This window comes from Flavisphingomonas formosensis, assembly GCF_009755815.1.
In the GTDB taxonomy this organism is placed as follows: Bacteria; Pseudomonadota; Alphaproteobacteria; order Sphingomonadales; family Sphingomonadaceae; genus Flavisphingomonas; species Flavisphingomonas formosensis.
This window is the reverse complement of sequence record NZ_WRPK01000003.1, coordinates 110,375-124,122: the sequence shown is the minus strand read 5'-3', so window position 1 is coordinate 124,122 and position 13,748 is coordinate 110,375. Positions and strand designations below refer to the sequence as shown.

Sequence of the window (13,748 nt, the reverse complement as noted above, 5' to 3'; positions counted from 1 at the left end):
GCGATGCCGGTCAGGGAGCAGCCACGGCAGGCGTCAGCCCGGTGTCGAGCTTGGTGCGGATGCGATCCGCATCCTTCCCATCGGCATAGACCAGCGCCGCACGCCACGCGTAGCGCGCCTCGAGCCGGCGGCCCATCGTCCAATAGGCATCGCCGAGATGCTCGTTGATGGTCGGCTCGCCCGGTTCGCTGTTGACCGCCCGTTCCAGCGTGGCGATCGCTTTCGGCAGATCGCCGCGAAGATAGTAGGACCAGCCAAGCGAATCGGTGATCGAAGCGTCGTCCGGCCTGAGCTGGCTCGCCTTCTCGATCAGCTTGGCCGCCTCGTCGAGATTCTCCCGCCGCGAAAGCTCGGCATAACCGAGATAGTTCAACACCATCGCCTGATCGGGCGCCAGCACTACGGCCTTGCGGAGCGCCTCGCGCGCCGCCGGCCAATCGCCCGCCTGTTCCAGCGCCCCGCCGCGCAGCAGCCAGAGACTCCACGGCGCCATATCCTTGTCGGCGCCGGCCAGCGACAACGCCTTGCCGTAGGCGTCCGCCGATTCCCTGTAGCGGGAAAGATCGCTGTAAAGGCCGCCGACGCGTGTCCAGTCGGAAACCTCGGCGCCCGGCTTGTTGGCGATCGCCAGAGCTTCGCCGAGCGCAGCCTGCTGCTCGCCCTGCGCGGCCAGATAACGCACTCGCGCATCGCGCGCATCCGCACCGAAAGGATCCCCGTCCGGAATATGCGCCAGAGTGTCGATCGCGATCGGATAATGGCCCGTGCCCGACAATATGTCGGCGGTCACCAGCCAGGTTTCGCTGTTGTCGGGCGCCAGGAAGGTGGCGAAGCGGGCGAGGGCGAGCGCGACCGGAGTCGCCCGCTCGCGATTAATGTCCGCCGCCACGCGAATGAGCAGTTCGGCAACGCCTGCCGCGGCCGTGTCCACCGCCCCCGACAGCGGCTTGCCCGCCTCGACCCGCGCACGCGCGACCGCCAGCGCATCCTCATCCCCGGTCAGCAGGGCCAGCGCCTTGTCCTTCTGGCGCATCGCCGCCAGCTTCGCGGCAGCGGCCAGCCGAAGGCGCGTCGAGCGGCCGCTGTCATCGCTGCTGGCTGCGTCGATCGCCAGCACCGCAGCGACGCCGTCGGCGGTCTTGCCCAAGGCGAGATCGAGCAAGGCGCGATGTTCCGAGGCATAGGCCAGGGTGAGCGCATTGGGCTTGCGCACGGAAAGCTGTGCCATCGGATCCGGCTGCCGGCCGCCGAACGCGATCCAGGCGCGGACGATCGGGACCAGGAAACCGAATATGTCTTCGCGCTGGATACGATCGGTGGCGCTGTTCGCCGCCTTCCAGTCGCCCTGAGCGATCGCCTCGCTCAACAGCAACAGCCGCCCGTCCGGCGGCAGCTGTCCCGCGCTGTCGAGCAGCTGCGCCGCTTTGAGGGCAAGCTTGCGGTCACCCGCTGTCAGCGCCTGTCGGTAGGCGCGGACGGCAACCACCGTGTCGGCTGGAGCCATCGCCATGACGGTCGCATAGCCTTCCGCCGCTTTTTCCGCATGGCCGTCCGCGTCCGCGGTACGGGCGCGTACATATTCGGCGATGATGGACCGTTCGTCCTTGCGGGCCGCAGCAGCCGGCGTAGCCAGTACCGCGGCGAGGAGGAGGCCGGATGCAAACCTACATGTTGGGGTAATTGGGGCCTCCACCGCCTTCCGGGACCACCCAGTTGATGTTCTGGGTCGGGTCCTTGATATCGCATGTTTTGCAGTGCACGCAATTCTGCGCGTTGATCTGCAGACGCGGCTCGGAAACGTCCTGGCCCACGATCTCATAGACCCCTGCCGGACAATAACGCTGCTCCGGCGCGTCATAGAGGGCGAGGTTGACGTCGATCGGAACCGTGGGGTCCTTCAACGTCAGATGGATAGGCTGATCTTCCTCATGATTGGTGTTCGACAGGAACACCGACGAGAGGCGATCGAAGCTGATCACGCCGTCCGGCTTGGGATAGGCGATCGGCTTCACGAGATCCTTGCGATACAGCCGGTCATTGTCGGTGTGCGTCTTCAGCGTGAACGGCAGGCCGATGCCGAGCGTGCGCATCCACATGTCGGTGCCGGCGACGAGCGTTCCGACGAGCGGGCCGAAATTCGCGATTGCGGGCTCGGCGTTCCGAACCGTCTTGAGTTCCTTCGCGATCCAGCTCGCGTTGAGCGCCTCTGGATAATCGGCGAGTTCGTCACCCTCGCGCTCGGCGACGAGTGCAGCGAAAGCGGCTTCGGCGGCGAGCATGCCCGACTTCATCGCGGTATGGCTACCCTTGATGCGCGGCACGTTCACGAAGCCGGCCGAACAGCCGATCAGCGCGCCGCCCGGGAAGACGAGCTTCGGCACCGCCTGCCACCCGCCCTCATTGATCGCCCGCGCTCCATAGGAGATGCGCCGGCCGCCTTCCAGAATGGCCCTGATCGCCGGATGCTGCTTCCAGCGCTGGAACTCCTCGAACGGTGACAGGTAGGGATTGCGGTAGCCAAGGCCGACGACGAAGCCGAGCGCGACCTGGTTGTTCGCCTGATGATAAAGGAAACCGCCGCCGACTTCGTCGGTGAGCGGCCAGCCCTGAGTATGGATCACCCTGCCAGGCTCATGCTTGTCGGCAGGAATGTCCCACAATTCCTTGATACCGATCGCATAAGTCTGCGGCTGGCTGTCTTTCTCCAGATCGAAGATGCGCTTCAGCTCCTTGGAGAGATGCCCGCGTACGCCCTCCGCGAAGAAGGTGTATTTGGCGTGCAGTTCCATGCCGGGCTGGTAGTCAGGCTTGTGATGGCCGTCGCGCGAGATGCCCATGTCGCCCGTTGCGACGCCCTTCACCGATCCGTCCTCGTTGAACAGGATCTCGGCCGCGGCAAAACCGGGGAATATCTCGACACCCAGCGCCTCGGCCTGGCTCGCGAGCCAGCGGCAGAGATTGCCGAGGCTCAGCGTGTAGGTGCCCTTGTTGTTCATGAAGGGCGGCATCAGGATGTGCGGAAATTCGATCTTCTTCGTCTCGGTGAGGATCCAGTGGTGATTTTCGACCACCGGCACGGTCAACGGACTATCCAGTTCCTTCCAGTTGGGAATCAGTTCGTTGAGCGCGATCGGATCGACGACCGCGCCCGACAGGATGTGCGCGCCGACCTCGCTGCCCTTTTCGAGCACGCAGACGCCGATCTCACGGCCCGCCTCGGCTGCAAGTTGCTTGAGGCGGATCGCGGCTGACAGGCCCGCCGGGCCTGCCCCGACGATCACCACATCATACGGCATCGATTCGCGCTGCGACATTTTATGACTCCTGAGTCCCCTCGCCGATCCGGTCGTCGTAAGACTGAAACCGCCCGGCGGATAGGCGACTGCCCAAATATTGACCCAACAGTCAACCTTTGACTCTAGTAAATGCCGTGAGGGCGGGGACAAATCCGATTGGCACAGCCGACGTGCACAGCATGCTCGACTGGTGGCGCGAGGCCGGAGTCGACATCATCGTCGACGAGGAGCCGCGCGATTGGCTGCGCCCGGCCAAAGCCCCTCCGCCAGCTCCGCATCCCGGATCGACGCTGGCTGCGCTTCCGCAGACGCTGGAGGAGCTCGCGGCCCATCTTCTCGATGCGGAATTCTCGGCGATCGGTCCGCAGCGCCTGGTTTCTGCCGGCGATCACGCCTCCGGACTGATGCTGATCGCGGACATGCCCGATCCGGGCGACGTCGAGGCCGGCCAGATCTTCTCCGGCGAGACCGGCTATCTGTTCGACCGGATGCTTGCCGCGATCGGCCGCGATCGCGCCTCCATTTACCTGACCACCATCGCCCCCGGCCGCCCCGCAGGCCGCATGGACGCGGATACTGCCGCCAGGCTGCAGACGCTGGCGCGGCATCATGTCCGCCTTGCCCAGCCGCGGATGCTGCTCGTCCTCGGACAGCAAGCCAGCGCCATGCTGCTCGGCGAACCGCTGGCAGCGGCGCGTGGCCGCATCCATCACCTCGATCTCGAAGGCACGGCCGTCGCGGCCGTCGCCACCTTTGCCCCACGCTACCTGCTCAAGCAGCCCGCCGCCAAGGCGGATGCCTGGAAGGATCTGCGCCTGATGCTGGAGGAATTGACCCGGTGACGTTCGCTCGTTTGTCCCTTGGCCTCGTGCTGCTGGCGTCCGCCGCGACGCCTGCGCTTGCAGCCGGAGAGGCGACCGTCGCCGACATGCTGTCGCCGGTCACGGCGCCGCAGCTTGCCTCGGCGCCTCGCCTCGCTCTCGCGGCGACGAGCGCATCCACGGCCCTCGCAAGCCGCGCCACCATGGGAGGCAGCGCCCTCCCCCAGCTGCTGCCACCCGCCAGCCGTGCAGAGTATCGCGCCGTCTTCGCTGCGATTCGCGCCGGAAACTGGTCCAGCGCCGCCGCCCGGCTCGATGCCATGCCGGACGGACTGCTTACACCCGTCGCCCGGGCCGAGCTCTATCTCGCCAAGGGATCGCCGAAGACCGATCTCTCCGCGCTGATCGCGCTGATTGCCAAGGCGCCGGAGCTGCCTGAGGCCGCGCAGCTCGCTCGCCTTGCCAAGAGCCGCGGCGCCACCCAGGACGCCATCCCGACGATGCCGGCGGAACGGGATCTGGTCTCGCTCGAACGCGCCACCCGCCGCCAGAGCGCAGCCTCGATCCGCTCCGACGCCGTCGCCATGGCGCTCGGCACCCAGATCCGGCCGCTGATTCTCAACGACCGGCCGAGCGATGCCGAGGCGCTGCTCACCGCCCAGCAGGATCAGCTCTGCTCGGAAGCCCGCACCGAATGGCAGCAGCGCGTGGCCTGGTCCTATTATCTCACCGGCGACGATGCCGCTGCCCGTCGTGTCGCAGCCCTCGCGCAGAAGGGTGCAGGCGAATGGACGGTGCAGGCCGATTGGGTCGCTGGCCTCGCCGCTTGGCGCCAGAAGGATTTCGCAGCGGCGACGGCCGCCTTTTCCTCGGTCGCGAGCAAGGCGCGCGATTCGGAGATGATGGCTGCAGGGCTGTTCTGGACGGCGCGCGCCGAAATGGCCGGCGGTCATCCGGAACGGGTCCAGGCCCGACTGCGCAGCGCCAGCCGCCTGCATGAGACCTTCTACGGCCTGCTCGCCAGCACCGCGCTCGGCATCGCGCCGCCTCGGCCGGACCTGGCGCCCGATTTCATCAGCGCCGACTGGAACACGATCTCGCAGCGTTCGAACGTCCGCGTTGCCGCCGCCCTAGCCGAAGTCGGCGAGCTCGGCCTCGCCGACGAGCTGCTGCGCCATCAGGCGCGGATCGGCGACACGCAGGACCACATCGCGCTGCTCCATCTCGCCTCCAAGCTGAACCTGCCGGCGACGCAGATCTGGCTGGCGCACAACGGCCCCGCTGGCCTCAAGGCCGATGCCGCGATCCGCTATCCCGCGCCCGGTTGGTCTCCCCCCGGCGGATGGCGCGTCGACAAGGCGCTGGTGTTCGCCCACGCACTCCAGGAATCCTCCTTCCGCACCGATGCGGTCAGCGGCGCGGGCGCGCGCGGCATCATGCAGTTGATGCCCTCGACCGCACAGGTCATCGCGCGCAAGCGCGGCGAATCGATGAACGGGAGCCAGCTCTCCGATCCCGCCTTCAACATCGAATATGGCCAGAGCTATCTGGAGCAGCTTCGCGATTTCTCGGGCACCGGCGGCCTGCTGCCCAAGGTGATCGCCGCCTATAATGCCGGGCCCGGCTCGGTCGCCAAGTGGAACGACCGGATGCGCGACCGTGGCGATCCGCTGCTGTACATCGAATCCATACCCTTTGCCGAGACGCGTGCCTATGTCGCGATCGTGCTGCGCAACTACTGGATGTACGAGCGCCAGTCCGGCGTGCAGGCCTCCAGCCTCAATGCGCTCGCCCAGGGGATGTGGCCGAAATTCCCGGGCATGCCCGGCCGCACCGCCCTTCGGCTCGATCCGCTGAGCGGCGTCGCCAGTGCCGATTGACGAAGCGCGGACCTTTCTTCCGGTCCGCATCGCCGTCCTCACCGTCTCGGATACGCGCGGCTTCGCCGACGATCGCTCCGGCGACACGCTGGTCGAACGGCTTACCGCCGCCGGCCATGTGCTGGCGGACCGCGCGCTCATCCGCGACGATGCCGATGCGATCGTCGCGCTGCTGCATCAGTGGATCGAGGACGACAGCGTCGATTGCGTGATCTCGACGGGCGGCACCGGGGTCACCGGGCGCGACGTGACGCCCGAGGCCTTCGCCCGCGTCTGGGAAAAGGAGATCCCCGGATTCGGGGAATTGTTCCGCTGGCTCAGCTTCCAGAAGATCGGCACCTCCACCATCCAGTCGCGGGCCTGCGCCGGGGTTGCCCGCGGCACCTATCTGTTCGCGCTCCCGGGCTCCACCGGGGCGGTGAAGGATGGCTGGGACGGCATATTGGCGACGCAGCTCGACAGCCGTTTCCAGCCCTGCAACTTCGTCGAGCTGATGCCCCGCCTGCGCGAGCGATAAACGGCGGCGCGAGGCCACAGGGCAGCATGCTTGCCCGAACGGCGCATCGCCCGATAAGGCTGGCCGATCATTCATTCCGGGAGACGGCCATGAAGGCGACCATCTTTCACAATCCGCGGTGCAGCACCTCGCGCAAGACGCTCGCGCTGCTTCAGGAACGGCCGGGGCTGGAGATCGAGGTGATCGACTATCTCAAGACGCCGCCGAGCCGCGAAAAGCTCAAGGCGCTGTATGCGAAGGCCGGCATCACGCCGCGCCAAGGGCTGCGTGCCAAGGAGGATCTGGCCAAGGAAATGAACCTCGCCTCCGCGTCTGACGATGGCATACTCGACGCCATGGCCGCCAATCCTATCCTGATCGAACGGCCGATCGTCGAAACGGCCAAGGGCGTACGCCTCGGCAGGCCGCCGGAAAATGTGCTGGAAGTGCTTTAGAGCGATTTCGGAGCAGGACGACGCCCATCCACCCGGATGTCGCAGCGTCGGAATGAGAGTGAAGGGCTCGACCCGATCAATCGGATCCCAAATCGCTCCGGTCACGACAGCAGCCGCCCTCGAGACATAAATCTGTTACACAACCGTAGCATATATGTTCGAAAGAGAGCGAATGGCGGCAATCGCAGTATATAGCCTGAAGGGCGGCGTCGGTAAGACGACGCTGACGGTGAACCTCGCCTGGGCAAGCGCGGTCCAATCCTCGCGGCGCACGCTGCTGTGGGACCTCGACCCGCAGGCCGCGTCGAGCTGGATCCTTGGCGACGACAAGCCCGGCAAGGACGATGCCCAGGCGGTTTTCGCCAAGGACATAGCGCCCGAACGGCTCGTTCGCGCTACGGGAATCGACAGGCTCAGCCTCTTGCCGGCGGACGTCTCCCTGCGCAGCCTGGATCGCTTCTTCTTCGATCTGGGCAAGCGCAAGCGCCTCGCCCGGCTGATCGAGATGCTGGGCAGGGATTATGACCGAATCCTGCTCGATTGCCCGCCAGGTCTCACCGAGACGAGCGATCAGGTGATGCGCGCTGCGGAAGTGATCGTCGTGCCCGTCATCCCCTCACCGCTCGCCCGGCGGGCTCTGGACGAGGTGGCGACCCATCTCAGCCGCGAGCACGGCAAGCATGCGCCGATCCTGCCGGTGTTCACGATGGTCGACCGGCGGCGCGCGCTTCATCGTGCCGCCTTGGACGAGCAGCCGGACTGGCCGGTCATCCCCATGGCGAGCACGATCGAAGCGATGGCGGTCCATCACGCGCCGGTGGGCGCCTTCGCCCCGAATTCGCCGGGCGCCCAGGCATTCGGCGCCCTATGGACGGGGATCGAACGCCGGCTCACGAAGCCGCGATAGGCCGCCGAACCCTCTTCAATTCGTCGCGGCTTTCACATAGCATGGCGACGTGGCGACGCTCGATCCCGACTTGTTGCTTCGCGCCTATTCGGTGGGCGTATTCCCAATGGCGGACAGCCGAGAAGCCCGCGACGTCTTCTGGGTCGAGCCCAAGAAGCGCGGAATCCTGCCGCTCGACACCTTCCACCTCTCCAAGTCGCTCGCCAAGACGCTGCGTTCGGAACGCTTCATCGTCACCGCAGATCGCGCCTTCAGCCAGGTCGTTTCAGCCTGTGCCGAGCGGGGCCCGAAGCGGCCGGATACCTGGATAAATCCGCCGATCGAGCGTGCTTACACCGCGCTGCACGGCCGGGGCTATGCGCACTCGATCGAATGCTGGCACGACGGGCAACTGATCGGCGGGCTATATGGCGTACAGCTCGGCGCTGCCTTCTTCGGCGAAAGCATGTTCAGCCGGATGACCGACGCGTCCAAGGTCGCTCTCGCCTATCTCGTCGCCCGGCTGCGCGTAGGACGGTTCAAGCTGCTCGATTGCCAGTTCATCACCGATCACCTTGCCTCGATGGGCGCGATCGAGATCAGCCGCGATGCCTATGTCGGATTGCTGGACACGGCGCTGGGTGCCGGCGGCGGGCTCGTATCGCTGTCGTCCGCGGATTTCTTCGCGCTGGATCGCTTGGTGGCGGAGGAAGCAACGGATGCGGCCGTGATGGTATCCGGCCCGATATCGGGATGGCGCATCGCGCAGCTCTTGGTCCAGACATCGTAGATCGGGTGCTGAACCATGTTCAGCGACGGTGATTCCTTGAACAACCAGCCGGAGAAAGCCCGGCGCCACTTGGTGTCGCGGCCGAGCACGTCGAGCTGTACGAAGGCGCCGGTGAGCTTCTGCGGTTCCCAGTCTTGGGTCGTCTCGCATGCCCGCAGGCGGATGATGACGTCGCCGATCCGCGTGGCCTGACCGGGGTGGAGCGTCACATCGCGGGAGAGGCCGTTGCGCTTGTTGAGCAGACCGAGCACCGCGACGCGCTGCGCCATCGGCGTGTCGACGGTCACCGGCGGCGCAGTGGACGGCTTCGGAGCCGTGTTATCGTCATCCTGGCCGGCAGCAGCGCGCGCCGCAGACGGCTTGGGTCCCGCTTCCGGCGGGGCGGGATCAGCCGCGCTCGTCGGCTCATCCTGCGGGCCGGCCTGATTTTGCAGTGCCTTCGCGCCGGCCGTCAGCCCAGCGACGATGCCGATGGCCAGCAATATCGAGGACAGGCGGTTCATGGCTTCGGCGCGGCCGGCGTAGCGCTCGAATCCGCAGGCGTGCCAGATCCGCCGGAGCCCGACCTGTTGATGAACGAACCGATCATGCCCATCAGATCCACCGATCCCTGCGTGTCGAGGATCGTGTCGCCATCCTTGAACGTCTTGGTATCGCCGCCCGGCATCATCGCGATGAAAGTCGAGCCGAGAAGGCCTTCCGACGTGATCGCCGCACTGCTGTCAGAGGGCAGCTTGACGGCAGGATCGAGCGCCATCACCACTTCGGCCTGGTAGCTTTGCGGATCGAGCCGTTCTGACGTGACCGTTCCCACCTTGAGGCCGGCGACGCGAACCTCGGTACCGACGCTGATGCCGCTGGCATTGGGAAAGCGCGCGGTGACGTGGATGGCGTCCCGGCTGCTGCCGTGTCCACCGGTACGCTGCAGTGCATAGTTGGCGAACCAGAGCGCGAGCAGGACGACCAGAACGCCGATCACGGCCTCGGCGAGATTCTCCCGCACCAGGGCTTTCATGCTTGATTCGGGCTCCATGCCTCATAATCGCCGGTGGCACGGGCGCGATGACCGCCCTCTTCCAGCGCACCGCTGGGCCGATAGGCCTCGACCGTACCGGTCCGATTCGGCGCCGGTGCCTTCTCCCACGTGCGAGCGGGCGGAAGCGCGACGTCGGGCGCTTCGGCGATCGTGTGATGCAGCCAGCCATGCCACTCCGGCGGCACGCGGCTCGCATCATTGGCGCCGCTGTAGATCACCCAGCGACGCCCCGACTTTCCGTCCTGGAAATAGACGTTGCCGAGCGAGTCCTCGCCGACCTTGCTGCCGTTGCGCCGCGTGTAGAGCGAGGTGCCGATCGTCGCCCCGTCCCACCAGGTGAAGATGCTTTTCAACAGACCCATGTCGGCCACCTAGCGCCTATGCCGGGGTGCACGCAACCGTCACGACACCCGCATCGTGGAATTCACCAGTGGACGGTGTCACCCTCGACGATGCCGAGTTGCTCGGCACGTCCGCCGCCAATCTCCAGCACGGCTGCCACCGGTTCGCCCACCTCGATGGGATCGAGCGAATAGGGCGTCGCCATCGCAGCGATACGCGCGATCGTGCCGTCTTGTCGGATGAAGATGATATCCAGCGGAATCATCGTGTTTTTCATCCAGAAGGAGGCCGGGCGCGGTGCGGGAAACGGAAAGATCATCCCGCGGTCGGGAGCCAGTGAGGGACGAAACATCAGCCCGCGCGCCTGCTCTGCTTCGGTCCGCGCTACCTCCACCTGAAAATGGTGGGTGCCTTTCGCGCCCGTGACCGCAAGTGGAATGAGCTTGGCACCCTGCCCCGCCGCCCGGGCCGACGCCGGCTCCGACGAGACGTTGCAGCCGCCAAGCACCGCCAGCCCGAGCAGGGCCGCACCAAGAATGCGCATGACCGAAGGCAGCATCAGGCGGCTGGCGCGATCACCACGGCTAACGGTCCTTTGCGGCCGTCGGCGATTCGGGCAAGCAACGTCTGTCCGGGCTCCAGATCGGCAAGCCCCGCGCGTCTTATCGTTTCCATATGTACGAATATATCGATGGTGCCGGCACCGCGCACCACAAATCCGTACCCCTTGAGCCGGTTGAACCATTTCACCGTCACCGGCTCCAGGTCCCCCGCATCCTCGATCAGCGCCGTCGGATCCACCCGATCGGCGGCGCGCCGGGACAGCAGGTCGGGATCCGGCCCCGTCGCGGTGGTGAGATCGATGGCGATCACACGCCGCGCTTGCAGCCCCCGATCACGTCGCGTTGCAACACAAGTGACCTGCGCGCCCTCTGGCAAGGTGCGCCGGCCATGGTCGCGAATGACCGAAAAATGCACGAGAATGTCGCCGGCGTCGTCGTCGCCGGTCAGAAACCCAAACCCACGCGTCGCATCGAACCACTTGACGCGGCCCGAGACGATCTGCCCCGTTTCGCCCGCTTCCGGCACAATGTCCGAAAAATGCGACGATGCCGGCTCCTCATCTAGAGGAACCGCCAATGCAACTGCTCCGGACCGATCCTTGCTCATCGGATACCCCCAACTTGCGGTAGGGTAACACAGCGGTGAGATGAGTCGAAGAGACATTTGACGCATATCCAACAGGTTTTTTACATTAACGTCAGTTAGCTATCCATTTTGTGACGATTCCTCGTCCAACTCCCCGGGCCGAAGCGCGAGCACCCGCCTCGCGACGTCGATCGAATGGCCGGCGCGGAGCATGGCCGACAGAGCGCGACGGGCCGCGTCGCGATCCATGTCCGCAGCCGCGTAGGGACCAATCCGCCGACGACGGGCGAAGGTCATCGCGGCCTGCATCGCATGCGCCTCTGCATCTTCCGCCGCGGTTGCCGCTTCTTCGCCCACGCCGGCATGGCGAAGATCCTCTTTCACGCGGCGCATCCCATAACCGCGCCGCAGCAAAGACGAGGCCCGCATTGCAGCGAAGGCACGGTCGTCGATATAGCCGAGCTGGCGGAAACGGGTGACGATATCGTCGATCGGCGGTTCCCTGTCCTCACCCCATCCCTGTTCACGGAGCTTGCGGATCAGATAGGCTTCGAGCTTGCCGCTGCTGGTGGCATAGCGACCGACATAGTCCACGGCGAGACGCCTTAACGACTCGGCGTCAAGCGGCTTGAGGTTGCGATTTGATGACGACCGTGCCACGCGCCACGTTTGTGCCACAGTCGAGCCGGAATTTGAACGCGCGTCGATCGTTATTCCGGAAGCGAGGGATGGTAGTTAGAAGCGATAGGGCCGCAGGCTAGAATGACGATAACAAGCAACGGGTGCGCAGAAATGACGGCAGACCCGACGACAGGGACGAAGAGCGTTTCCGGCGAACTCCGTCCAACCGCGACAGAGGACACGCTTGCCCGCCGTTTTTCCGACTTCTCCACCATGGGCGAAGCGCTGGATTATGCGGCGCGGGGCACCCGCGGGCTCAACTTCCACGATGCGCGCGGCACCCTTACCCGTCCCTACCTCTATTCGGAACTCCGTGCCGATGCGATCGCGAACGCCCATCGGCTGATCGCCGCAGGGATCATGCCCGGCGATCGAATCGCGCTCATCGCCGAAACCGGGCCGGAATTCGCATCGCTGTTCTTCGCGGCCATATATGCCGGCGCCTGGCCGGTGCCACTGCCGCTGCCGACTTCGTTCGGCGGCCGCGACTCCTACGTCGACCAGCTGGAAGTGCAGCTTCAGAGCTGCGATCCTCGCCTGCTCCTCTATCCCGCCGAACTGGCGAGCTTTGCCAGCGACGCGGCTGCCTCGAAAGGGGTGGAGGGCATCGCGTGGCAGGATTTCGAAGCGCGGCCAGCGCCCGTGACGGATTTGCCGAGCGCCGAGCCCGAAGATATCGCCTATCTCCAATATTCCAGCGGCTCGACCCGTTTTCCGCATGGTGTGGCCGTTACCCACCAGGCGTTGCTCAACAATCTCTCCGCGCACGCGCACGGGATGGAGCTCATCGCAAGCGATCGCTGCGTTTCCTGGCTGCCATGGTATCATGACATGGGCTTGGTCGGCTGCTTCCTCTCACCGGTCGCGAACCAGGTGTCGGTGGATTATCTCAAGACAGAGGATTTTGCCCGCCGGCCGCTGGCGTGGCTCGACATGATCAGCCGCAACGCCGGGACGTCGATCAGCTACTCGCCCACTTTCGGCTACGACATCTGCGCACGCCGCATGTCCAGCCAGACCCGCGCGTCCGATCGCTTCGATCTCGCGCGCTGGCGCCTGGCAGGCAATGGCGCCGACATGATCCGGCCGGACGTGATGCAGAACTTCGTGGACGCATTCGCCGATGCGGGGTTCCAGGCCGGCGCTTTCCTGCCAAGCTATGGGCTGGCCGAGGCTACTCTGGCCGTCTCGATCATGCCTCCGGGCGAAGGTATCGTCGTCGAACTGGTCGAGGAGACCGAGCTGTCCGGCAGCAATGCTTCTCTCGGACGGCCGCAGCGTTACCGCGCGATCGTGAATTGCGGCCGACCGGTCAAGGACATGCGCGTCGAGATTCGCGAGGAGGACGGCACTCCGCTCCCCGAGCGGGCGATCGGCAAGGTCTGGTGCAAAGGCCCGTCGATCATGCATGGCTATTTCCGCGATCCGGAAGCGACCGCCGCCTGCCTGGTGGACGACTGGCTGGACACTGGCGACATGGGCTATCTGAGCGACGGCTACATCTACATCGTCGGCCGCGCCAAGGACATGATCATCATCAACGGCAAGAATCACTGGCCGCAGGATATCGAGTGGGCGGTCGAGCAGATTCCCGGTTTCAAGGCCGGAGACATCGCCGCTTTCGCGATCACCACGCCGGGCGGCGAGGAAACGCCGGCGGTGCTGGTGCAGTGCCGCACATCCGACAATGAAGAGCGTGCGCGGCTGCGCGAGCTCATCCGCGAGAAAGTACGTTCGATCACCGGCATGAACTGCGTCGTCGAGCTGGTGCCGCCGCGTACCCTGCCGCGCACCAGCTCGGGCAAGCTCAGCCGCGCCAAGGCTCGCAACCTTTATCTGTCGGGTGAGATCCAGCCCTATGCCATCGCGGCCTGAAGCTCGGTCTTCGACAATAATTTTGCTAATGCGGTCGGCGG

General features: G+C 65.5%; 14 protein-coding genes and 1 pseudogene. 7 read left to right on the top strand and 8 right to left on the bottom strand.

The annotated features are described in order from the left end of the window. Positions 1 to 10: 10 nt before the first annotated feature. A complete protein-coding gene (locus GQY20_RS10010) occupies positions 11 to 1,693 on the bottom strand; it encodes a tetratricopeptide repeat protein (RefSeq protein ID WP_157216945.1) in 1,683 nt (560 codons plus the stop codon). After that, positions 1,665 to 3,314: an electron transfer flavoprotein-ubiquinone oxidoreductase gene (locus tag GQY20_RS10005; RefSeq protein WP_157216944.1), complete on the bottom strand. Its 1,650-nt coding sequence runs from the start codon at positions 3,312 to 3,314 to the stop codon at positions 1,665 to 1,667. The genes GQY20_RS10010 and GQY20_RS10005 overlap by 29 nt, the downstream gene beginning before the upstream one ends. A gap of 161 nt (positions 3,315 to 3,475) precedes the next feature. On the opposite strand from GQY20_RS10005, the gene GQY20_RS10000 reads away from it, so the two are divergent. The 6 genes from GQY20_RS10000 to aat all read left to right on the top strand — a co-directional run bounded on the left by GQY20_RS10000 (position 3,476) and on the right by aat (position 8,624). Continuing rightward, positions 3,476 to 4,138 carry a uracil-DNA glycosylase family protein gene (locus tag GQY20_RS10000; RefSeq protein ID WP_157217317.1) on the top strand — a complete coding sequence of 221 codons (663 nt, stop codon included), beginning with the start codon at positions 3,476 to 3,478 and terminating at the stop codon, positions 4,136 to 4,138. Then, positions 4,135 to 5,997 carry a lytic transglycosylase domain-containing protein gene (locus GQY20_RS09995; RefSeq protein ID WP_232475983.1) on the top strand — a complete coding sequence of 621 codons (1,863 nt, stop codon included), beginning with the start codon at positions 4,135 to 4,137 and terminating at the stop codon, positions 5,995 to 5,997. The genes GQY20_RS10000 and GQY20_RS09995 overlap by 4 nt, the downstream gene beginning before the upstream one ends. Beyond that, positions 5,987 to 6,514: a molybdenum cofactor biosynthesis protein B gene (gene moaB, locus GQY20_RS09990; RefSeq protein ID WP_157216943.1), complete on the top strand. Its 528-nt coding sequence runs from the start codon at positions 5,987 to 5,989 to the stop codon at positions 6,512 to 6,514. The genes GQY20_RS09995 and moaB overlap by 11 nt, the downstream gene beginning before the upstream one ends. An 89-nt stretch (positions 6,515 to 6,603) precedes the next feature. Further along, positions 6,604 to 6,948, top strand: coding sequence for an arsenate reductase (glutaredoxin) (gene arsC / locus GQY20_RS09985; protein WP_157216942.1), 345 nt, complete (start codon positions 6,604 to 6,606; stop codon positions 6,946 to 6,948). Positions 6,949 to 7,102: 154 nt separating this feature from the next. Continuing rightward, a complete protein-coding gene (locus tag GQY20_RS09980; RefSeq protein WP_408641072.1) occupies positions 7,103 to 7,855 on the top strand; it encodes a ParA family protein in 753 nt (250 codons plus the stop codon). Between the two features lie 49 nt (positions 7,856 to 7,904). Further along, complete coding sequence (gene aat, locus GQY20_RS09975; protein WP_157216940.1) at positions 7,905 to 8,624, top strand: leucyl/phenylalanyl-tRNA--protein transferase; 720 nt, start codon at positions 7,905 to 7,907, stop codon at positions 8,622 to 8,624. Between the two features lie 35 nt (positions 8,625 to 8,659). On the opposite strand, the pseudogene GQY20_RS09970 reads toward aat, so the two are convergent. From GQY20_RS09970 to GQY20_RS09945, 6 genes and pseudogenes are all read right to left on the bottom strand, one after another. Then, positions 8,660 to 8,893, bottom strand: a pseudogene (locus GQY20_RS09970) (DUF2155 domain-containing protein); the annotation flags it as partial. 230 nt (positions 8,894 to 9,123) lie between these two features. Continuing rightward, positions 9,124 to 9,639, bottom strand: a complete 516-nt coding sequence (gene mlaD, locus GQY20_RS09965; protein ID WP_157216939.1) for an outer membrane lipid asymmetry maintenance protein MlaD — start codon at positions 9,637 to 9,639, stop codon at positions 9,124 to 9,126. Beyond that, a complete protein-coding gene (locus GQY20_RS09960; protein WP_157216938.1) occupies positions 9,636 to 10,022 on the bottom strand; it encodes an NADH:ubiquinone oxidoreductase subunit NDUFA12 in 387 nt (128 codons plus the stop codon). Before GQY20_RS09960 ends, mlaD begins: the two co-directional genes overlap by 4 nt. Before the next feature lie 62 nt (positions 10,023 to 10,084). Next, positions 10,085 to 10,561 (bottom strand): DUF192 domain-containing protein, encoded by a 477-nt coding sequence (locus GQY20_RS09955; RefSeq protein WP_157216937.1) that lies wholly within the window; start codon positions 10,559 to 10,561, stop codon positions 10,085 to 10,087. Then, positions 10,561 to 11,172 carry a cold-shock protein gene (locus GQY20_RS09950; protein WP_157217315.1) on the bottom strand — a complete coding sequence of 204 codons (612 nt, stop codon included), beginning with the start codon at positions 11,170 to 11,172 and terminating at the stop codon, positions 10,561 to 10,563. The genes GQY20_RS09955 and GQY20_RS09950 overlap by 1 nt, the downstream gene beginning before the upstream one ends. A 99-nt stretch (positions 11,173 to 11,271) precedes the next feature. Next, positions 11,272 to 11,745 (bottom strand): RecX family transcriptional regulator, encoded by a 474-nt coding sequence (locus GQY20_RS09945; RefSeq protein WP_232475982.1) that lies wholly within the window; start codon positions 11,743 to 11,745, stop codon positions 11,272 to 11,274. Between the two features lie 198 nt (positions 11,746 to 11,943). Between GQY20_RS09945 and GQY20_RS09940 the strand changes: the two genes are divergently transcribed. Further along, positions 11,944 to 13,707, top strand: coding sequence for a fatty acyl-AMP ligase (locus tag GQY20_RS09940; protein ID WP_157216935.1), 1,764 nt, complete (start codon positions 11,944 to 11,946; stop codon positions 13,705 to 13,707). The last annotated feature ends 41 nt before the right edge of the window (positions 13,708 to 13,748 follow it).